This window comes from Azospirillum sp. Marseille-Q6669, from assembly GCF_965111635.1.
This window is the reverse complement of the sequence record NZ_CBCOOP010000005.1, coordinates 305,118-323,728: the sequence shown is the minus strand read 5'-3', so window position 1 is coordinate 323,728 and position 18,611 is coordinate 305,118. Positions and strand designations below refer to the sequence as shown.

Below are 18,611 nucleotides of genomic sequence, written 5' to 3'. Positions count from 1 at the left end.
TGGCGCAACGGCACCGCCGCGCCAGTTTATTCCCAACCACGCCACAGACCGGAAACGCCTGCGATGCCCGCGAACCTGCTTGGCCGGGAGACCAGCCCCTACCTGCTCCAGCACAAGGACAACCCCGTCCATTGGATGGCCTGGGGCCGCGACGCCTTCGAACGGGCCAAGCGCGAGAACAAGCCGGTGCTGCTGTCGGTCGGCTACGCCGCCTGCCACTGGTGCCACGTCATGGCGCACGAGAGCTTCGAGAACCCCGAGATCGCCGGGCTGATGAACGAGCTGTTCGTCAACATCAAGGTGGACCGGGAGGAGCGGCCCGACGTCGACCAGATCTACCAGTCGGCCCTGGCCATGCTGGGGCAGCAGGGCGGCTGGCCGCTGACCATGTTCCTGACCCCGGAGGCCGAGCCCTTCTGGGGCGGCACCTACTTTCCGCCGGCCTCGCGCTACGGGCGGCCCGGCTTCCCCGATGTGCTGCGCGGCGTGGCGGAGACCTACCGCAACAAGCCGGAGAACGTGACCCGCAACGTCGCCGCGCTGAAGGACGCGCTGGGCAAGCTGGCCGAGAACCGGGCGGCGGGGGAGGTCGACCTCGCCATGCTGGACCAGATCGCCGACCGGCTGGTCCGCGAGGTCGATCCCTTCCACGGCGGCATCGGCCACGCCCCGAAATTCCCCCAGGTGCCGATCTTCACGCTGCTGTGGCGGGCCTGGCTGCGCACCGGCAAGGAGCCCTACCGCGAGGCGGTCACCAACACGCTGGCCCATATGAGCCAGGGCGGCATCTACGATCATCTGGGCGGCGGCTTCGCCCGCTACTCGGTGGACGAGATGTGGCTGGTGCCGCATTTCGAGAAGATGCTCTACGACAACGCCCAGCTCCTCGACCTGATGACGCTGGTCTGGCAGGCGGAGCGGGAGCCGCTGTTCGAGGCGCGCATCCGTGAAACGGTGAGCTGGGTTCTGCGCGAGATGATCGCCGAGGGCGGCGGCTTCGCGGCGACCCAGGACGCCGACAGCGAGGGCGAGGAGGGCCTGTTCTACATCTGGAACGAGGAGGAGATCGACCGGCTCCTCGGCCCCGGCGCCGAGGTGTTCAAGCGCGCCTACGGCGTCACGCCCCAGGGCAACTGGGAGGGGGCGACCATCCTCAACCGGCTGCACCGCATCGAGGCGCTGGACGCCGAGACCGAGGCAACGCTGGCCGAACAGCGGGCGATCCTCTGGCGGGAGCGCGAAAAGCGGATCAAGCCGGGCTGGGACGACAAGGTGCTGGCCGACTGGAACGGCCTGATGATCGCGGCCCTCGCCCAGGCCGGCATGGTCTTCGACGAGCCAGAGTGGATCGCGGCCGCGCAGCGCGCCTACGCCTTCGTCCGCGACCGCATGACCGAGGACGGGCGCCTGCTGCACAGCTGGCGGGCCGGGCAGCTCAAGCACCGGGCAACGCTGGACGACTACGCCCACATGGCACGCGCAGCACTCGCCCTGCACGAGGCGACCGGCGACGCCGGCGCGCTGGAACAGGCGCGGGCCTGGGTGCGGGTGCTCGACGCGCATTTCTGGGACGCCCAGGCCGGCGGCTACTTTTACACGGCGGACGACGCCGACGACTTGATCGTCCGCACCAAGTCGGCCGGCGACGCGGCGACGCCGAGCGGCAACGGCACCATGCTGGCCGTTCTGGCGACCCTGCACCACCGCACCGGCGAGGTCGCCTACCGGGAGCGGGCGGATGCCCTGGCCGCCGCCTTCTCCGGCGAGCTGAGCCGCAATTTCTTCCCGCTGCCGACCTACCTGAACGCGGCGGAGCTTCTCCAGAAGGCCCAGCAAATCGTCATCGTCGGCGACCCGCAGGCGTCGGACACCGCGGCGCTGCGCCGGGCGGTGCTCGACCGACCGCTTCCCGACCGCATCCTCAGCGTCCTGCCGCCGGGGACGGATCTGCCCGCCGGGCACCTGGCGCACGGCAAGGGCATGCAGGGCGGGGTGGCGACCGCCTATGTCTGCACCGGCATGACCTGCTCCCCCCCGGTGACCGCGCCCGACGCGCTGGCTGCTGCCCTGGCCCGGAGATGACCAACATGGCGACGACCCTCAAAAACCCGGCCACCGGCAGCCTGACCATCGATAGCCCACTGGGCCTGCTGACCCTGACCAGCGCCGCCGGCGCCATCGTGGCGCTCGACTGGGGCAGGCTGGGCGACGACCGGCCGGACCCCGTGCTGGAGGAGGCGGCGCGCCAGCTCCGCGACTATTTCGCCGGGACGCGGTTGGATTTCGACCTGCCGCTGTCCCCCCGCGGGACGGCCTTCCGGCAGAAGGTCTGGGCGGCGATGCAGGGCATCCCCTACGGCGGCGTCCTGACCTACGGCGACGTCGCGCGGCTGCTGGACACGGCGCCGCGGGCCGTCGGCGGGGCCTGCGGAGCCAACCCGATCCCGGTGATCATCCCCTGTCACCGCATCGTCGGGGGCGGTGGGGCGCCCGGCGGCTATTCCGGCCTGGGCGGCCTGCAAACCAAGGACTGGCTGCTCCGCCACGAGCGGCGGTACCGGGTGACAGCGGAACAGGCCGGCGATACGCTGGAGCTTCAGCTTCAATAAAAAGGGAAGGGACCAACCACCATGGTTCACGCGATCCGCATCCACGACTACGGCGGACCCGAAGCGCTGCGCTGGGACGAGATCGAGGTGGGCGACCCCGGCCCCGGTCAGGTGCGCCTGCGCCAGACTGCCGTCGGGCTGAACTACATCGACACCTATCACCGCTCCGGCGCCTACAAGCTGCCGCAGCTTCCCGCCATCATCGGGACCGAGGGCGCCGGCGTGGTCGAGGCCGTGGGGCCGGACGTGACGACGCTGAAGCCCGGCGACCGGGTGGGCTACGCGCCGCTGATCGGCGCATACGCCGAATCCCGCCTCGCCCCCGCTGACCGGCTGATTCCGCTGCCGAGCTGGATCGAGGACCGGCAGGCCGCCGCCATGCTGCTCCAGGGTATGACCGCGCAGTTCCTCCTGCGCTCCACCTACGCGGTGCAGCCGGGCGACACCATCCTGGTCCAGGCCGCCGCGGGCGGCGTCGGCCAGATCCTCTGCCAGTGGGCGAAGCATCTGGGCGCCACCGTGATCGGCACGGTCAGCAGCGACGAGAAGGCTGAGCTGGCCCGCTCCGCCGGCTGCGACCATCCCATCGTCTACACCCGCGAGAATTTCGTGAATCGCGTGAAGGATCTGACCGACGGGCAGGGCGTGCCGGTGGTCTATGACGGCGTCGGCAAGACGACCTTCATGGACAGCCTGGACTGCCTGCGGCCCCGCGGCTTCATGGTGCTGTTCGGCGCGGCGTCCGGACCGGTCCCGCCGCTGGATCTCCAGGTCCTGGCGGCCAAGGGCTCGCTCTACGTCACGCGCCCGACCTTGTTCAGCTACGTTTCCAAGCGCGACGACCTGATGGCCAGCGCCGCCGACCTGTTCGAGGTGGTGCATACCGGCGGGGTGACCATCAACGTCGGCCAGACCTTCGCGCTGCGCGACGCGGCGGAGGCCCATCGGGCGCTTGAGTCCCGCGCGACGACCGGGTCGACGGTGCTGCTGCCGTAAGGTTCAAAGCCCTCTCCCGCCCCGGGAGAGGGAATAACAACTCACTCGGCGGCCCAGAGCGGGTTCTTCAGCTTCTTGAGAAGCTCCGCATGGGCCGCCAGCTCCTCCTCGCTCGGCGCGTGGGCGCGCGGGGCGCGGTAGGGGCGGTCGATGCGGATCGCCGCGGGACCGCCCGCCGCCGGGCCGGAGGCCAGCGCCAGACCGGCCTGACGCCCGCCGCGCAGCTCCAGATACACCTCGGCCAGAAGCTGGGCGTCGAGGAGCGCGCCGTGGTAGGTGCGGCTGGAGTTGTCGACGCCGAAGCGCTTGCAGAGCGCGTCCAGGGTGGCCGGCGCGCCGGGGAACTTCTGCCGCGCCATCATCAGCGTGTCGATGGCCCGGTCCTTCGGCATCACCGGGTAGCCGGCGATCCGCATCTCCCAGTTCAGGAAGTGCATGTCGAAAGCGGCGTTGTGGATCACCAGCGGCGCGTCGCCGATGAAGGCCACGAACTCCGCCACCACGTCGTTGAACAGCGGCTTGTCCGACAGGAACTCCGTCGTCAGCCCGTGCACCGCCACGGCGTCCGGCGGCACGTCGCGCTCCGGGTTGACGTAGCAGTGGAAGGTCTTGCCGGTGGCGACGTGGTTGTGCAACTCGACGCAGCCGATTTCGATCAGCCGGTGCCCTTCCTCGGGCTTGAAGCCGGTCGTTTCCGTATCGAGGACGATCTCACGCATGAACCACCTGTCCGGGCTGGTATCCCCGCGGTGGCCACTGCCGTCCGCGGCGCCGCTTCACGTCGGCGAGGATGTTGCGCAGCGCCCGCCGGGTGGCCCGCCGCCCGTCGCCGGTGTTGACGACGTGGTCAGCGCGCCGCCGCTTCTCCGCGTCGGGCATCTGCCGGGCCAGAATAGCGGCGAACTTGTCCGGCGTCATGCCCGGCCGCGCCAGCACCCGTGACTTCTGCACCAGGAAGGGGGCGGTGACCACCACGCTGCGGTCCACCTTGCGTTCCCCGCCGGTCTCGAACAGCAGGGGGATGTCCAGCACCGCCACGCGGACGCGGCGGCGCGCCGCCTGCCTCAGGAAGCGCCGCTGTGCGGCCTGCACCGCCGGGTGGAGGATCGCCTCCAGCCGCTTCAGCGCCGCCGGGTTGCCGAAGACCGCGCCACCCAGCGCCCGCCGGTCCACCGCACCGTCCACCACGACACCGGGGAAGGCGGCCGCGATGGCCGGCACCGCTGCGCCGTGACGCCCCAGCAGGCCGTGCACCACGGCGTCGCTGTCACAGACCGGCGCGCCCATACGCTTCAGCATACGCGCCGCCGTGCTCTTGCCCATGCCGATGGAGCCGGTCAGTCCCAAGACGATCATCGCGCGACCTCAGCCCTGGAGAACGGCGACCTTCAGCCCCTCGGTCACCTCCGGCTCTCGGCCGAACCAAGCGGCGAAGCCGGGACGGGCCTGGTGGAGCAGCATGCCGACGCCGTCCACCACACGGTTGCCGCGGGCCTGCGCCGCGGTCAGCAGCGGGGTCATCAGGGGCGTGTAGACGATGTCGGTGACGACGGCCGAACCGGGGAGGGCGCGCAGGTCCAACTCCAGCGGCGGCTGACCCGCCATGCCCTGGGTGGTCGTGTTCACCACCAGCGCCGCCCCTTCGAGAAGCGTTTCACGTGAAACCCAATCGGCGGTCTCGATGGCGCCTCCGATGTCGGCGGCCAGTTCGTCCGCCCGCGCCCGCGTGCGGTTGACCAGCCAGACCCGTGGTGCTCCTTCGTCGAGGAGCGAGGCGACGACGGCCCGCGCCGCGCCACCGGCCCCGATGACCAATGCCGGCCCGTTCGCGGCATTCCAGCCCGGTGCGCCGCTCTTCAGGTTCTCAATGAAGCCGAAGCCGTCGGTGTTGCGGCCCTCCAGCGTCCCGTCCTCGCCGACCACGATGGTGTTGACGGCGCCCATCCGTTTGGCGGTGTCGTCCAGCCGGTCGACCGTGCGGTAGGCGGCCTCCTTGTGCGGCACCGTCACGTTGCAGCCGCGAAAGCCCAGCGCGGGCAGGGCGCGGATGGCCTGCTCGATGCGGTCGGGCGGCACGGCCAGCGGCACATAGGCGCCGTCGATGCCGTACTGCTCCAGCCAATAGCCGTGCAGCCGGGGCGAGCGCGAATGGCCGATCGGCCAGCCCATCACCCCGGCCAGCTTCGCCTTGCCGCTGATCGTCATTCCGCAATCACCCCATGCACCCGCAGGAACCCGAGCAGCGGCAGCAGCGGCAGCCCGAGGATCGTGAAGAAATCGCCGTCCACCCGGTGGAAGAGCTGCGCACCCAATCCTTCGAGGTGATAGGCGCCGACCGACCCCAGCACGTCGTCCCCCGCCGCGTTCAGGTAGGATTCCAGGAAGGCGTCGCTGAACGGGCGCATGGTCAGACGGGCGCGGTCCACATGGTGCCACAGCCGCTCACCGTCGCGGATCACCACAGCGCAGCTCACCAGCCGGTGCGTCTTGCCGCGCAGGTCCTGCAACTGCGTCCGTGCAGCGTCGCGGTCGGCCGGCTTGTCGAACCAGCGGCCCTCGCATTCCAGCATTTGGTCAGCGCCGATCACCAGCGCACCGGGGTGCTTGCGGGTGACGCGCTGCGCCTTCAGCTCGGCCAGCGCCTCGGCCACATCCTCGACCGGAGCGCCCTCGGCGCGGGCGGCCAGCTTAATCTCCTCCTCGTCCACCGCCGCCGGGGCGAGCGTGACGCGCACCCCGGCGCGCTCCAGCATCTCCGCCCGCGTGCGGGAGCCGGAGGCGAGGACGACGGTGGGAACCGCTCCGCTCACGTCATCGGCCCTTCGGGAACGATGCCGGGCAGACCGCCGGTCTGGCGGCGGGCGAGCAGCATCATGATCTCCGCCGCCGTCTCCTCGATGGAGCGGCGCGACACGTCGATCACCGGCCAGCCGCGCCGGGTGAACATGCGCCGTGCGTCGGTGACCTCGGCGCGCACCACCTCGGGATCGACGTAGGTCGAGGACTCGTTCTGGTTCAGCAGCTTCAGCCGGTTGCGGCGGATCTGCACCAAGCGGTCCGGGTCCTTGGTCAGGCCGACGACCAGCGGCCGGGTCAGCTTCTCGATTTCCGGCGGCATCGGGCATCCCGGGACAATCGGAATGTTCGCCGCCTTGATGCCGCGGTTCGCCAGATAGATGCAGGTCGGCGTCTTCGACGTGCGCGACACGCCCATCAGGATCACGTCGGCCTCATGCAGGTCCCAGCTCGACTGGCCGTCGTCGTGCGCCAGCGCGAAGTCCATCGCGTCCATGCGCCCGAAATACTCGGCGTCCAAGGCGTGCTGGCGGCCGGGCTGACGCTGCGATTCCACACCGAGGAATGCGGCCAGCGCGTTGATCAGCGGGTCGAGCACCGGGATGCAGGGGACCTGCACCTCACGGCAGAAGTCCTGGAGGCGGCGGCGCAACTTCTCGTCGACCAGCGTGAACATGACGAGGCCGCGATTTTCCTGGACGCCCTCCAGAACCATGTCGAGCTGACGCTCGGTCCGCACGAGATTCCAGAAATGCTCGACCGGGCGAACATCGTCGAACTGGATGACGCAGGCGCGGGCGACGCTGTTGATCGTCTCGCCGGTCGCGTCCGACACAAGATGCAGGTGGAACTGTCTCATCCGTCCCCAACGTGTTGTGGAGAACCCGTCCGAATCTGTGGACAACGGGGATCTCCTGGATTCTGTCCCTCCGGGCGGGACTCGTCGCCCCCGCTGGCGCCCCCTTCGGGACAATCCGCGCGCCCTCTCCGGAACATGGGTACAATGACTCCCGCGGACCATGTTATCCACGGGATTCCCAGGCTTCCCGGTATAGCATTTCCGCCGTTTCCAGCGAAAGCGTCCGGAGTCGTCCACAGAATCCAGATTTCGTCCACAGCGCGCCGTCCAGCCTGTGGACGATTCTGCGCAAAGCGGGGATTCCCGTTTTCCACAGGCACCCACCACCCCTTCTTCCTTTCTCTCTTTAAAAAGAATACTGAGTAGAGGGTGAGAACCCGCAGACCCGATTCACTTACAGGGGAACGATCCGCCGTGTCCGAGGCCGTGTCCAAGATTGCCAAGCCGATGCTCGCCGCCCTTGCCGGCGAGGTGCGCCAGCGCCCGCCCTTCTGGCTGATGCGCCAGGCCGGCCGTTACCTGCCGGAATATCGGGAATTGCGCGCCAAGGCCGGCAGCTTCCTGGACATGTGCTACAACCCGGATCACGCGGTGGAGGTGACCCTGCAGCCGCTGCGCCGCTACGACATGGACGCGGCGATTCTGTTCTCCGACATCCTGGTGGTGCCGCACGCCCTGGGTCAGCCCTTGGCCTTTCTGGAGGGCGAGGGGCCGAAGCTCGACCCTGTGAGAAGCGTGGAAGACCTCAAGCGCCTGTCCCGCGACCGCTTCCACGAGCGGCTGGAGCCGGTCTATGAGACCGTCCGCCGCCTCTCCAGCGCGATTCCGACCCACACCACGCTGATCGGCTTTGCCGGGGCGCCCTGGACGATCGCCTGCTACATGGTCGAAGGGGCGGGGTCCAAGGAGTACGCGCACGTCAAGCGCTGGGCCTACGGCGATCCCGCCGGGTTCGGTGCGCTGATGGATCTGCTGGTCGAGGTGACCGCCGATTACCTGTGCACCCAGATCGAGGCCGGGGCCGAGGTCGTGCAGCTGTTCGACAGCTGGGCGGGGGTTCTGCCGGCGGGCGAATTCCGCCGTTGGGTGATCGAGCCGACGCGGCGGATCGTGGAACTGGTCAAGGCGCGCCACCCCGCGATTCCGGTCATCGGTTTCCCGCGCGGTGCGGGCCTCTCCTATGAGGCTTACGTCACGGGCAGTGGGGTGGATGCCGTCGGGCTCGACACCACCGTCCCGGTGGCTTGGGCGGCCGGGAATCTGCAATCCAGATTGCCGGTGCAGGGCAACCTCGACCCGATCATGCTCGCCGCCGGTGGCGAGGCCCTGCGCAGTGCGGCGTCGGAGATTCTGGAGACGCTTGCCGGGAAGCCCTTCGTCTTCAACCTGGGCCACGGCGTGATCCAGACCACGCCACCGGACCACGTCGCCGAGCTTGCCCGTCTGATCAAGGATTGGCCGAACCAGGGCTGAGACCTCGGTGGGTTAAGAAAGCGCGCAACAGGAAGGGAAGGGGAGACCGGTGCTTTATCTCTGGGTCAAGGCTCTGCACGTCATCAGCATCATCGCCTGGATAGCCGGGCTTCTCTATTTGCCGCGGCTGTTCGTCTACCATTGCGAGACGGCGCCGGGCTCCGAATCCTCGGAGCGGTTCAAGGTGATGGAGCGCCGCCTGCTGCGCGCCATCATGAATCCGGCGATGGGTGCGGCCTACCTTTTCGGAATCGCGATGATCGTGATGGAGCCGGCCTGGATGAAGCAGGGCTGGCTGCACGCCAAGCTGCTGTTCGTCCTGGCCCTGACCGGCACGCACATGATGATGGCGCGCTGGCGCAAGGACTTCGAGGCGGACCGCAACTCCCGCCCGCAGCGTTTCTTCCGCATGTGGAACGAGGCGCCGACCCTGCTGATGATCGGCATCGTCATCTTCGTGATCGTGAAGCCGTTCTGACGGGAAGGGGCGGCGGTCAGCCCCGCCGCCCCATCATCCGGCGGGTGACCGCCTTCTCCGCCTCGACCGCCAGGAAGATCCCCAGACCGGCCGCCGTCATGGCCACCCACTGGGTCCAGTCCACCGCCGACGTGCCGAACAGGCTCTGCAGGGGCGGGGCGTAGGTGAAGGCGAGCTGGAAGACCAGCATCAGCCCGATGGAGATCCACACCGGGCGGCTGCCGAACAGCCCTTGCCGGTTCAGCACCGAGGCGGTGACCGCCCGGGCGTTCAGCAGGAAGAAGATCTCCCCCATCACCAGCGCGTTGACGGCCATGGTGCGGGCGACCGGCGTCGGGTCGCCGTGGCCCTCGTGCAGCAGGAAGAATCCGAAGCTGGTGGCGACCAGAAGCGCCATCACCAGCACCATGCGCCCGATCAGGAAGCCGGGCAGGATCGGCTCGTCCTGCGGGCGGGGCGGGCGCTTCATCACCGCGGCCTCCGGCGGCTCGAAGGCCAGCGCCAGGCCCAGCGTCACCGCGGTCACCATGTTGACCCACAGAATCTGGACCGGGGTGATCGGCAGCGTGTAGCCGGCCAGCACGGCGACCAGGATCACCAGCGCCTGGGCGCCGTTGGTCGGCAGCATGAACAGGATCGTCTTGCGCAGATTGTCGTAGACGGTCCGCCCTTCCTCCACGGCGTGGGCAATGGAGGCGAAGTTGTCGTCGGCCAGCACCATGCTGGCGGCCTCCTTCGCGGCCTCCGTGCCCTTGCAGCCCATGGCGACGCCGACGTCGGCGCGCTTCAGGGCGGGGGCGTCGTTCACCCCGTCGCCGGTCATGGCGACCGTGTGGCCGGCGGTCTGGAGCGCGCGGACGAGGCGCAGCTTGTGCTCCGGCGTGGTGCGGGCGAAGACGTCGGCGTCGCGCGCCACGGCGACCAGCGCCGCGTCGTCCAGCCGGTCCAGATCGGTCCCGGACACGGCGTCGCCCGACAGGTTGAATTGCCGCCCGATGGCCTGGGCGGTGCCGGCGTGGTCGCCGGTGATCATCTTGACGCGGATTCCCGCCGCCTGGCACTCGGCCACCGCCGCCACGGCCTCCTCGCGGGCCGGGTCGATGAAGCCGCACAGGCCGAGCAGGATCAGCCCCTCCCGCACGTCGTCCATGTCGAGCACAGTCTGGCCGGGCAACGCAGGGCGGGCGGCGAGCGCCAGGACGCGCTGGCCATGAGCCGCCAGGTCCTCCACCTGCACCAGCCAGTGGGCGGCGTCGAGCGGCGCGCTGCCGCCGTCCGCAGCCCGTACGTGCGTACACATGGACAGCACGCGCTCCGGCGCACCCTTGACGTACAGCAGCCCGTGCCCCTCATGGTCGTGGTGCAGGGTGGCCATGTACTTGTGTTCGGATTCGAAGGGGATGACGTCCGTACGCGGGCAGCGGGCGGCTTCCTCCCGCGCGTCCAGCCCGGCCTTCATGCCGAGCGCCAGCAGGGCGCCGTCGGTCGGGTCGCCGGCCACCGTCCAGCCGCCGCTGCCATCGCCGCCGTCCTCGCCGCGCTGAAGCTCCGCGTCGTTGCACAGCAGGGCGGCGCGGGCCAGCTCGACCAGCACGGGATCGGCGGCGGGGTCCAGGGCCTTGCCATCGCGGCGGAACTCGCCTTCGGGGCGGTAGCCGGTGCCGGTCACCGCGCAGTCGCCCGCCGCGGTCACCACGGTCTGCACGACCAGCTCGTTGCGGGTCAGCGTGCCGGTCTTGTCGGAGCAGATGATCCCGACCGAGCCCAGCGTCTCCACCGCCGGCAGGCGGCGGATGATGGCGTTGCGCCGGGCCATGCGGGTGACGCCGATGGCCAGCGTGATCGTCATCACCGCCGGCAGCCCTTCCGGAATCGCCGCTACCGCGAGACCGACCGCGGCCATGACCATGTCCGGCCAGGGTTCCCCCTGCACCAGCGAGCCGTAGAGGAAGGTCAGCGCGGTCAGCGCCAGGATGCCGATGGTCAGCCAGCGCCCGAAGACGGCCATCTGGGCGAGCAGCGGCGTGGTCAGCTCCTCAACGCCCGCCAGGAGCGTGCCGATGCGGCCCAGCTCTGTCCGGTCCCCTGTGGCCACCACGACGCCCGTGGCCTGTCCCTGGGCCACCAGCGTGCCGGAATAGGCCATGCCGCCGCGCTCCGCCAGGGGAGCGTCCGCGGCCACCGCGTCGGCGCTCTTGGCGACCGGCACGGACTCCCCGGTCAGCGCCGCCTCCTGCACGCGCAGCCCCTTGACCCGGACCAGCCGCAGGTCCGCCGGCACCTTGTCCCCCGAAGCCAGCAGGACGCGGTCGCCGGGCACCAGATCCTCCGCCGCGACGGTGACCTGATGGCCGCCGCGCAGAACCACCGCCTGCGGCGACAGCATGCTGCGGATGGCGTCCAGCGCCTGCTCCGCCTTGCCTTCCTGGACATAGCCGATGGCCGCGTTGATCAGCACCACGCCGGCGATCACCGCGGCGTCGACGAACTCGCCGAGCAGGACTGTGACGACTCCCGCGCTGATCAGCACATAGATCAGCAGATTGTCGAACTGCGCCAGGAAGCGCATCAGTGCCGACCGGCGGGGCGGCGGGGTCAGCCGGTTGGGGCCGTAACGCCGTCGGCGCTCCGCCGCCTCGTCGGGCGTCAGCCCGTCGTCGGGGCTGTCCAGCGCGGCCAGGGCTTGGTCCGGGGGTTGGGCGTGCCAGGGCAGGGGGTCGGTGGAGGCTTCGGGAGCAAGGATGGTTCCGGGTCCGGAACGGTCATGCGGGCTCATGATGTCAACCAAACCGTTTCTGTCCTGAACGTTCAGGTCGTGCGCTGGTGGCCTGGATAACAGGGGATGCGGCATCGTGACCCGGACGAAGACGCGCAAGAATCCAGCCCGTTTCCAAGAATTCGCTTTCATTTGACTTGCAGACGGCGTTCCGCTAACCATCTTTCCCACCACGGGGCGGCAAGCCTCGCGGGCACCCATCCCACATCCGCCGTTCCGTCCCTCCCCAACGATCTGGGCGCGACGTCCGACAGGCATTCCCAGCCTTCAGCGCCGTTCGACGCTCAACCGACGCACCCTGCGCCGGCCCGGGACCTCTGGCACTCCCCCTCGCATGACCGATTCCCTTAAGGCACCCCCATGCATCTCCAAGAGCTGAAGTGCAAGAGCCCCGCCGAACTGCTGGCGTTCGCCGAGGAACTGCAGATCGAGAACGCCAGCACGCTGCGCAAGCAGGACATGATGTTCGCCATCCTCAAGCAGCTGGCGGAAAACGATGTCCCGATCTACGGCGACGGCGTGCTTGAGGTTCTTCAGGACGGCTTCGGGTTCCTGCGCTCGCCGGAGGCCAACTATCTTCCCGGCCCTGACGACATCTATGTCAGCCCCAGCCAGGTGCGCCGCTTCAGCCTGCGCACCGGCGACACGGTCGAAGGCCAGATCCGCGCGCCCAAGGACGGCGAGCGCTACTTCGCCCTTCTCAAGGTCAACACGATCAACTTCGATGCGCCGGACAAGGTCCGCCACCGCATCAACTTCGACAACCTGACCCCGCTCTATCCGGAAGAGCGGCTGCGCATGGAAGTCGACGACCCGACCAAGAAGAACTACACGGGCCGCATCATCGACCTCGTGGCGCCGCTGGGCAAGGGCCAGCGCGGGCTGATTGTCGCCCCGCCGCGCACGGGCAAGACCGTGATGCTGCAGAACATCGCCCATTCCATCGCGACCAACCACCCGGAAGCCTATCTGATCGTCCTGCTGATCGACGAGCGTCCGGAAGAGGTGACCGACATGGCCCGCTCCGTGCGGGGCGAGGTCATCAGCTCCACCTTCGACGAGCCGGCGACGCGCCACGTCCAGGTCGCCGAGATGGTCATCGAAAAGGCCAAGCGGCTGGTCGAGCACAAGCGCGACGTGGTCATCCTGCTGGACTCCATCACCCGTCTGGCCCGCGCCTACAACACCGTCGTTCCCTCCTCGGGCAAGGTGCTGACCGGTGGTGTCGACGCCAACGCGCTGCAGCGCCCGAAGCGCTTCTTCGGTGCGGCCCGCAACATCGAGGAGGGCGGTTCGCTGACCATCATCGCGACCGCGCTGATCGACACCGGCAGTCGCATGGACGAGGTGATCTTCGAAGAGTTCAAGGGCACCGGCAACTCGGAAATCGTGCTGGACCGCAAGCTCTCCGACAAGCGCACCTTCCCGGCCATCGACATCTCCAAGTCGGGCACCCGCAAGGAGGAGTTGCTGGTGGACAAGGGCACCATCTCCAAGATGTGGATCCTGCGCCGCATCCTGATGCCGATGGGCGTGACCGACGCGGTGGACTTCCTGGTCGACAAGCTGAAGCACACAAAGTCGAACTCGGAATTCTTCGAGTCCATGAATCAGTAGTCGGTGGTTTCCTCTCCCCCATCCGGTCCAAGGACGGGGGAGGGCACAAAAAAGGCGGGAGGCCCCAGTGGAGCCTCCCGCCTTTTTGTTTGCCCGAAACCGATGGCCCGGATCAGAACGCTGCCGTCAGAACCGCCATGTCAGAACGGCGACTGCGGCGCCTCTTCGGCCTGGGCCTGCTGGCCGGCGGTCTGGCGGCGGTACAGGTCGACGAAGTCGATCGGGTTGATCATCAGCGGCGGGAAGCCGCCGTCCTGGGTGCAGCCGGCCACGATGGCGCGGGCGAAGGGGAACAGCATCCGCGGCGCCTCGATCAGCAGCACCGGGCGGTGATGCTCCTGCGGCAGGCCCGGAAGCTGGAACAGGCCGCCGTAGGCGACCTCGACCAGGAAGGCGGTCGCCTCGGCCTGCTTGGCTTCGCAATGCAGCTTGAGCACGACCTCGTAAACGTCCTCGCCCATCGGCTGAACCTGCACGTCCACGCCGATGTTGACCTGCGGCTGCGGCTGGCCGGGCAGCAGGCTCTGCGGGGCGTTGGGGTTCTCGAAGGACAGGTCCTTCACATACTGCGCCAGCACATGCATCGGCAGCGACGAGGCGGCTTCCTGATCTTGACCGTTGATCTGCTGATCGGACATGGACAACTCCTGGCCGCGGGGCGGCATCACGATGGAAAGGTCTTCAAGACCCGCTGGCTAGCACGGAACCGCTGGCTCCACAAAGTGAAACCGGTGCGTTTCACCCGCGGTCGTTGCGGTGGGGCGAACCGGGCGGCGCCCAGCGGGAGTCACCGAGCTTCGGCATGTCATCCGGACCGTCGCGGTCCGACGGACCGGCGCTTCCCGGGCGGCCGCCGTCGGGGTCGACCTCCTGGTATTCGACGTCGATCACGCCCGGCGGCGGGCGGTTGCGCGGCCCGCCGTGGGGGCCGTTCGGATTGCCGGCGTTCCAGCCTTGGCCGCCCGCCTGACCGCCCATGCGGCCATGCATCTGGAAGGAGGTAGCGCCTTTCATACGGTCGAACAGCCAGCGGCCCAGGGCGTTGCGGATCGGGCGCACGAACAGCAGGATTCCGACGATGTCGGTCAGGAAGCCGGGGATGATCAGCAGCAGACCGGCGACGACGACGCAGAATCCCTCGAACACGGCGCCGACCGGGCTTTCGCCGCGCTCCGCCGCCTGCTGCGCGCGCTTCAGCACGGACAGACCCTGCCAGCGGATCAGCACAGACCCGAGGATGGCGGACAGGATGACCAGCCCGACCGTCGGACCGGCGCCGATCCAGTCGCCGACCTCGATGAAGGTCGCGATTTCCGCGATCGGCAGCAGAAGGAACAACAGCAACAGTGGATTCATGGCCGTCCTTGCTCTTTCAACCCCAAGGGCCTATCTACACCAGGGTACGCACCCGATCTTTGGTTGGAAGAACAGCTCCGGCACGGGTCATCGGGTGGAATCCTCGGCGGAGAGAGCGAGCAGGGACTTGGTCCCGGCACCGTTCCGGTACACTTAATGCTCACCCGCCGGAGGGTCCAGTAGTGGATCAAGCGGGGCCGGTGATTTCGGGGCCGGCCTTCAGTCACCCGGAAGGATGGATGATGGGAGATGGGTTTGTGTTCGTCGAGATCCTGATCTTCGCGATGATCGCGGCGTTTCTCGTGTACCGGCTGCGCAGCGTGCTCGGCCGCCGCACCGGTGAGGAACGCCAGCGGCCGAACCCCTTCACGGCCCGCCCCAACAACCAGCCCGACAACGTGGTGGCGATGCCCAACCGCGAGCGGCCTGTGCCGAACGCCGCCCCGTCGCCCGACGAGCCGGTGTCGCTGGCCACCGCGCTGGAGCAGATCAAGGCCGCCGACCCCAGCTTCGACGAGAAGTATTTCCTGCAGGGCGCCCGCGGCGCCTTCCAGATGATCGTGGAGGCCTTCGCCAAGGGCGACACGGCCACCCTGCGCCCGCTGCTCTCGGACGAGGTCTACGACAACTTCGCCCGTGCGGTGCGCGAGCGCCAAGCGGCCGGCGAGACGCTGGAGACCCGCATCGAGACGATCACCGACGCCGACGTGGTGGAGGCCCGCATGGACGGCCGCACCGCCCTGGTCACCGTGAAGTTCGTGTCGGAGCAGATGAACGTCGTGCGCAACAGCGCCGGTGCCGTGGTGGACGGCGATCCGAACAGCGTGGTCGAGGCCGTGGACGTCTGGACCTTCGCCCGCAACACCCGCGCCGGCGACCCGAACTGGGCGCTCGTCGAAACCCGCACCCCTCAATGACCGATCGGTTCTGATGTTTTCTCTTCCGGTTGTTCGTCTCAGCGCCGCGGCAGTCCTTGCCGCGGCGTTTCTCATTGGCTGCGAGCGGAAGGAGGAGGAGGCCAAGGCGCCGCCGCCTCCGCCGCCCGAGAAGCTGGTCCTCACCCCGGTCGCCTTCACGGCGCTGCCCGGCTGGAGCGCCGACCGCGTGGCGGAGGCCGTCCCGGCCTTCCAGCGCTCCTGCGCAAAGGTCAGGGCGCTGGCCGCCGACCGTTCCATCGGCCCGGACGGGGTCGGCGGCAAGGCGGCGGACTGGCAGGACCCTTGCGCCGAACTGGCCAAGCTGCCGCCCGGCGACGACGCGGCGGCGCGGGCCTATTTCGAGACGTGGTTCACCCCCTACGCCGCGGCCAACAACGCCGAGCGGCGCGGCCTCTTCACCGGCTATTACGAGGTCGAGTTGAAGGGCAGCCGGTCGCCGGACCCGGCCTTTCCGGTGCCGCTCTACAAGCGCCCCACCGATCTGGTGATGGTCGACCTCGGCGAGTTCGCCGACCGCTGGAAGGGCGAGCGCATCGCCGGGCGCGTCACCGCCGGGCGGCTGAAGCCCTTCGAGGACCGCGCGGCCATCGAGGCCGGGGCGCTGAGCGGCAAGGGGCTGGAGCTGGTCTGGCTGCAGGACCCCATCGCCACCTTCTTCCTGCACATCCAGGGGTCGGGTCGGGTCAGCTTCCCCGACGGGACGGAGACGCGCGTCGGCTACGCCGCCCAGAACGGCCACAAATACGTCGCCATCGGGCGGGAGCTGATCGACCGCGGCGCCCTGAAGCGCGAGGAGGTGTCGCTCCAGACCATCCGCGCCTGGCTGCAGGCCAACCCCGGCGAGGCGGCGGCGCTGATGAACAGGAACCCCTCCTACGTCTTCTTCCAAGAGCTGAAGGGGGAGGGGCCGAACGGCGCCCAGAACGTCGCCCTGACGCCGGGGCGCAGCCTCGCCATCGATTCCAAGTTCCTGCCCTACGGCGTGCCGGTCTGGCTGGACGCCGAGGACCCGTTGGACGCCCAGACGCGGCTGCGCCGCTTGCTGATCGCCCAGGACACCGGCGGGGCCATCCGCGGCCCGGTCCGCGGCGACGTCTTCTGGGGTCACGGTCCGGAGGCGGAGGAGAAGGCCGGCGTGATGAAGAGCGCCGGGGAGTATTACGTTCTGCTGCCGAAGACCGTCGCGCCGGCGTCCTAACCGGACGTCCAACATCCGGAAGAATCGGGGCGGAGCGGGGGCTCGTGTGTCATCATGCCGGGAAGCGTCCACCGGAAGGAGGGCTCATCCCGCATGATGCTCCTGGCCCGAGCGATGGCGGCCCGAGTGACCGGACAGGTGATCGCGGGGTTCCTGACCGCCGCGTTGCTCCTGCCCGGAAGACCGGTCTCCGCCTCCATGATGGAGGACCAGGGATGGAGCAAGGAGGACAAGGCGCTCGCCCTCAACGTCGGCACCGGCGTATTGGCCCTGGGGTGGGGCGTATGGTCCTGGGATTGGGGCACCGGCGGCCCTCGCTTTCAGGATGAGGGTTGGTTCGGCCGCAGCACGACCGAAGGCGGTGCCGACAAGATCGGCCATGCCTGGACCGGTTACGCGATCAGCCATCTGCTGGCCCGCCAATATCAGAGTTGGGGCTTCACCCAGACGGACTCCGCCCGGTACGGCGCGCTGTCGTCGCTGGGCATCATGGGCTTGGTGGAGGTCGGTGACGCCTTCAGCGACGACTACGGATTCTCCTATCAGGACATGCTGTTCAACACCGTCGGGGCCGTGGCTGGCTACATCTTGTGGGACAACCCGGAATTGGCCCGCAAGGTTGATTTCAGGGTCGAGTACAACCCGTTCTCCGGCGGCGACAAATACCAAACCGACGTCTTCACCGATTACAGACGGCTAAAATATCTGCTCGCGGTAAAGGCGGATGGGTTCGACGCCATCCAGGACCCTCTGCTGCGGCATCTGGAGTTCCATGTCGGCTTCTACGCGCGGGGCTACGAGGATTACAGCACCAACCCCAGCCGCGACGATCGAAGCCAATATTTCTATCTCGGCATTGGCTTGAACCTGACCCGCCTGCTCAGCCCGCATGTGAAGACCGGCGGCGTGTTCCACTACATCCAGCCGCCCTACACCTACATATCCAAGGATTGGCGCATCGCTCCCTGAGCGGAACCGATACCCTTGCAGAGCACCGGATCAGCGCCCAGGGATGAAGAAAAGCAATGGGGCGCCGAAGGTTTCCCTCGGCGCCCCGATGTTTCACGTGGATCGGCGGGTGGGATCGGAGTGGGATTCCTTTCTCATTACCCCTTGGCCATCATCCCCTGGTGATCATCGGGCCCAGGCGACGGCCGGCGAAGACGTGGATGTGCAGGTGCGGGACTTCCTGGTTCGCGTCCTCCCCGCAGTTGGACAGGATGCGGTAACCGGGCTCGGCGGCGCCGGCGCCGCGCGCCACCTCGCCGACCGCGCGGAACAGGCCGGCGATCTCCACCTCCGTCGCGCGGGCGCTGAAGTCGTCCATGTCGACGTAGGCGCCCTTCGGGATCACCAGGATGTGCGTCGGGGCCTGCGGGTTGATGTCGTGGAAGGCCAGCGCGTGCTCGGTCTCCAGGACCTTCTTGCACGGGATTTCGCCGCGCAGGATGCGGGCGAAGACGTTGTTCGGATCGTAGGTCTTGGCCATCGCGTCGTTTCCCCTTCCGCCTTGCA

18 protein-coding genes are annotated in these 18,611 nt (G+C 68.6%); 9 read left to right on the top strand and 9 right to left on the bottom strand.

The window, feature by feature from the left end; all coding sequences use genetic code 11:
• The first annotated feature begins 63 nt into the window (after positions 1-63).
• From ACWPXE_RS26835 to ACWPXE_RS26825, 3 genes are read left to right on the top strand one after another with little or no spacing between them, the layout of a single operon-like run.
• On the top strand, positions 64-2,082 hold the full coding sequence (locus tag ACWPXE_RS26835) for a thioredoxin domain-containing protein (RefSeq protein WP_454020276.1): 2,019 nt from the start codon (positions 64-66) through the stop codon (positions 2,080-2,082).
• A 5-nt stretch (positions 2,083-2,087) separates the two neighbouring features.
• Positions 2,088-2,609, top strand: a complete 522-nt coding sequence (locus tag ACWPXE_RS26830; RefSeq protein ID WP_454020275.1) for a methylated-DNA--[protein]-cysteine S-methyltransferase — start codon at positions 2,088-2,090, stop codon at positions 2,607-2,609.
• 21 nt (positions 2,610-2,630) lie between these two features.
• Positions 2,631-3,605 carry a quinone oxidoreductase family protein gene (locus tag ACWPXE_RS26825; protein WP_454020274.1) on the top strand — a complete coding sequence of 325 codons (975 nt, stop codon included), beginning with the start codon at positions 2,631-2,633 and terminating at the stop codon, positions 3,603-3,605.
• 41 nt (positions 3,606-3,646) lie between these two features.
• On the opposite strand, the gene dnaQ is transcribed toward ACWPXE_RS26825, so the two are convergent.
• Genes dnaQ through ACWPXE_RS26800 form a run of 5 tightly spaced genes read right to left on the bottom strand, consistent with a single transcriptional unit; the run spans position 3,647 to position 7,260 of the window.
• A complete protein-coding gene (dnaQ, locus tag ACWPXE_RS26820; RefSeq protein ID WP_454020273.1) occupies positions 3,647-4,324 on the bottom strand; it encodes a DNA polymerase III subunit epsilon in 678 nt (225 codons plus the stop codon).
• Positions 4,317-4,961, bottom strand: coding sequence for a dephospho-CoA kinase (gene coaE / locus ACWPXE_RS26815; RefSeq protein WP_454020272.1), 645 nt, complete (start codon positions 4,959-4,961; stop codon positions 4,317-4,319). Before coaE ends, dnaQ begins: the two co-directional genes overlap by 8 nt.
• Positions 4,962-4,970: 9 nt before the next feature.
• The gene (locus tag ACWPXE_RS26810) at positions 4,971-5,810 is read right to left on the bottom strand and encodes a shikimate dehydrogenase (protein WP_454020271.1); all 840 of its coding nucleotides are present in this window, start codon (positions 5,808-5,810) and stop codon (positions 4,971-4,973) included.
• Positions 5,807-6,415, bottom strand: coding sequence for a Maf family protein (locus ACWPXE_RS26805; RefSeq protein WP_454020270.1), 609 nt, complete (start codon positions 6,413-6,415; stop codon positions 5,807-5,809). Before ACWPXE_RS26805 ends, ACWPXE_RS26810 begins: the two co-directional genes overlap by 4 nt.
• Positions 6,412-7,260 carry a pyruvate, water dikinase regulatory protein gene (locus ACWPXE_RS26800; RefSeq protein WP_454020269.1) on the bottom strand — a complete coding sequence of 283 codons (849 nt, stop codon included), beginning with the start codon at positions 7,258-7,260 and terminating at the stop codon, positions 6,412-6,414. Before ACWPXE_RS26800 ends, ACWPXE_RS26805 begins: the two co-directional genes overlap by 4 nt.
• A gap of 447 nt (positions 7,261-7,707) precedes the next feature.
• Between ACWPXE_RS26800 and hemE the strand changes: the two genes are divergently transcribed.
• Both hemE and hemJ read left to right on the top strand, forming a co-directional pair.
• On the top strand, positions 7,708-8,733 hold the full coding sequence (gene hemE / locus ACWPXE_RS26795) for a uroporphyrinogen decarboxylase (protein WP_454020537.1): 1,026 nt from the start codon (positions 7,708-7,710) through the stop codon (positions 8,731-8,733).
• A gap of 49 nt (positions 8,734-8,782) precedes the next feature.
• A complete protein-coding gene (hemJ, locus tag ACWPXE_RS26790; protein WP_454020268.1) occupies positions 8,783-9,211 on the top strand; it encodes a protoporphyrinogen oxidase HemJ in 429 nt (142 codons plus the stop codon).
• A 16-nt stretch (positions 9,212-9,227) separates the two neighbouring features.
• Here hemJ and ACWPXE_RS26785 read toward each other — a convergent pair whose 3' ends face one another.
• A complete protein-coding gene (locus ACWPXE_RS26785) occupies positions 9,228-11,987 on the bottom strand; it encodes a cation-translocating P-type ATPase (protein ID WP_454020267.1) in 2,760 nt (919 codons plus the stop codon).
• A 360-nt stretch (positions 11,988-12,347) separates the two neighbouring features.
• On the opposite strand from ACWPXE_RS26785, the gene rho reads away from it, so the two are divergent.
• Positions 12,348-13,604: a transcription termination factor Rho gene (gene rho, locus ACWPXE_RS26780; protein WP_014238917.1), complete on the top strand. Its 1,257-nt coding sequence runs from the start codon at positions 12,348-12,350 to the stop codon at positions 13,602-13,604.
• Between the two features lie 140 nt (positions 13,605-13,744).
• On the opposite strand, the gene secB is transcribed toward rho, so the two are convergent.
• Together secB and ACWPXE_RS26770 are read right to left on the bottom strand one after the other, a co-directional pair.
• Positions 13,745-14,242: a protein-export chaperone SecB gene (gene secB, locus ACWPXE_RS26775; RefSeq protein WP_035670309.1), complete on the bottom strand. Its 498-nt coding sequence runs from the start codon at positions 14,240-14,242 to the stop codon at positions 13,745-13,747.
• 100 nt (positions 14,243-14,342) lie between these two features.
• Positions 14,343-14,960, bottom strand: coding sequence for an FxsA family protein (locus ACWPXE_RS26770; RefSeq protein ID WP_014238915.1), 618 nt, complete (start codon positions 14,958-14,960; stop codon positions 14,343-14,345).
• 242 nt (positions 14,961-15,202) lie between these two features.
• Between ACWPXE_RS26770 and ACWPXE_RS26765 the strand changes: the two genes are divergently transcribed.
• From ACWPXE_RS26765 to ACWPXE_RS26755, 3 genes are all read left to right on the top strand, one after another.
• Entirely contained in the window at positions 15,203-15,877 is a 675-nt protein-coding gene (locus ACWPXE_RS26765; protein WP_038531572.1) for a Tim44/TimA family putative adaptor protein, read from the top strand.
• 13 nt (positions 15,878-15,890) lie between these two features.
• A complete protein-coding gene (mltA, locus tag ACWPXE_RS26760; protein WP_454020266.1) occupies positions 15,891-17,096 on the top strand; it encodes a murein transglycosylase A in 1,206 nt (401 codons plus the stop codon).
• Positions 17,097-17,189: 93 nt separating this feature from the next.
• Positions 17,190-18,065 (top strand): DUF2279 domain-containing protein, encoded by an 876-nt coding sequence (locus ACWPXE_RS26755; protein ID WP_454020265.1) that lies wholly within the window; start codon positions 17,190-17,192, stop codon positions 18,063-18,065.
• A gap of 151 nt (positions 18,066-18,216) precedes the next feature.
• Here the strand turns inward: ACWPXE_RS26755 and ACWPXE_RS26750 are convergent, their stop codons facing one another.
• Entirely contained in the window at positions 18,217-18,585 is a 369-nt protein-coding gene (locus ACWPXE_RS26750; RefSeq protein ID WP_454020264.1) for a histidine triad nucleotide-binding protein, read from the bottom strand.
• Positions 18,586-18,611: the final 26 nt, after the last annotated feature.

Coding starts and splice junctions, on each gene's coding strand:
- ACWPXE_RS26825 (WP_454020274.1), top strand. CDS start 2,631: ATGGTTCACGCGATCCGCATCCACGACTACGGCGGACCCGAAGCGCTG.
- ACWPXE_RS26835 (WP_454020276.1), top strand. CDS start 64: ATGCCCGCGAACCTGCTTGGCCGGGAGACCAGCCCCTACCTGCTCCAG.
- hemE (WP_454020537.1), top strand. CDS start 7,708: ATGCTCGCCGCCCTTGCCGGCGAGGTGCGCCAGCGCCCGCCCTTCTGG.
- secB (WP_035670309.1), bottom strand. CDS start 14,242: ATGTCCGATCAGCAGATCAACGGTCAAGATCAGGAAGCCGCCTCGTCG.
- ACWPXE_RS26770 (WP_014238915.1), bottom strand. CDS start 14,960: ATGAATCCACTGTTGCTGTTGTTCCTTCTGCTGCCGATCGCGGAAATC.
- ACWPXE_RS26830 (WP_454020275.1), top strand. CDS start 2,088: ATGGCGACGACCCTCAAAAACCCGGCCACCGGCAGCCTGACCATCGAT.
- ACWPXE_RS26785 (WP_454020267.1), bottom strand. CDS start 11,987: ATGAGCCCGCATGACCGTTCCGGACCCGGAACCATCCTTGCTCCCGAA.
- dnaQ (WP_454020273.1), bottom strand. CDS start 4,324: ATGCGTGAGATCGTCCTCGATACGGAAACGACCGGCTTCAAGCCCGAG.
- ACWPXE_RS26810 (WP_454020271.1), bottom strand. CDS start 5,810: ATGACGATCAGCGGCAAGGCGAAGCTGGCCGGGGTGATGGGCTGGCCG.
- rho (WP_014238917.1), top strand. CDS start 12,348: ATGCATCTCCAAGAGCTGAAGTGCAAGAGCCCCGCCGAACTGCTGGCG.
- ACWPXE_RS26755 (WP_454020265.1), top strand. CDS start 17,190: ATGATGCTCCTGGCCCGAGCGATGGCGGCCCGAGTGACCGGACAGGTG.
- coaE (WP_454020272.1), bottom strand. CDS start 4,961: ATGATCGTCTTGGGACTGACCGGCTCCATCGGCATGGGCAAGAGCACG.
- ACWPXE_RS26800 (WP_454020269.1), bottom strand. CDS start 7,260: ATGAGACAGTTCCACCTGCATCTTGTGTCGGACGCGACCGGCGAGACG.
- ACWPXE_RS26750 (WP_454020264.1), bottom strand. CDS start 18,585: ATGGCCAAGACCTACGATCCGAACAACGTCTTCGCCCGCATCCTGCGC.
- ACWPXE_RS26765 (WP_038531572.1), top strand. CDS start 15,203: ATGGGAGATGGGTTTGTGTTCGTCGAGATCCTGATCTTCGCGATGATC.
- mltA (WP_454020266.1), top strand. CDS start 15,891: ATGTTTTCTCTTCCGGTTGTTCGTCTCAGCGCCGCGGCAGTCCTTGCC.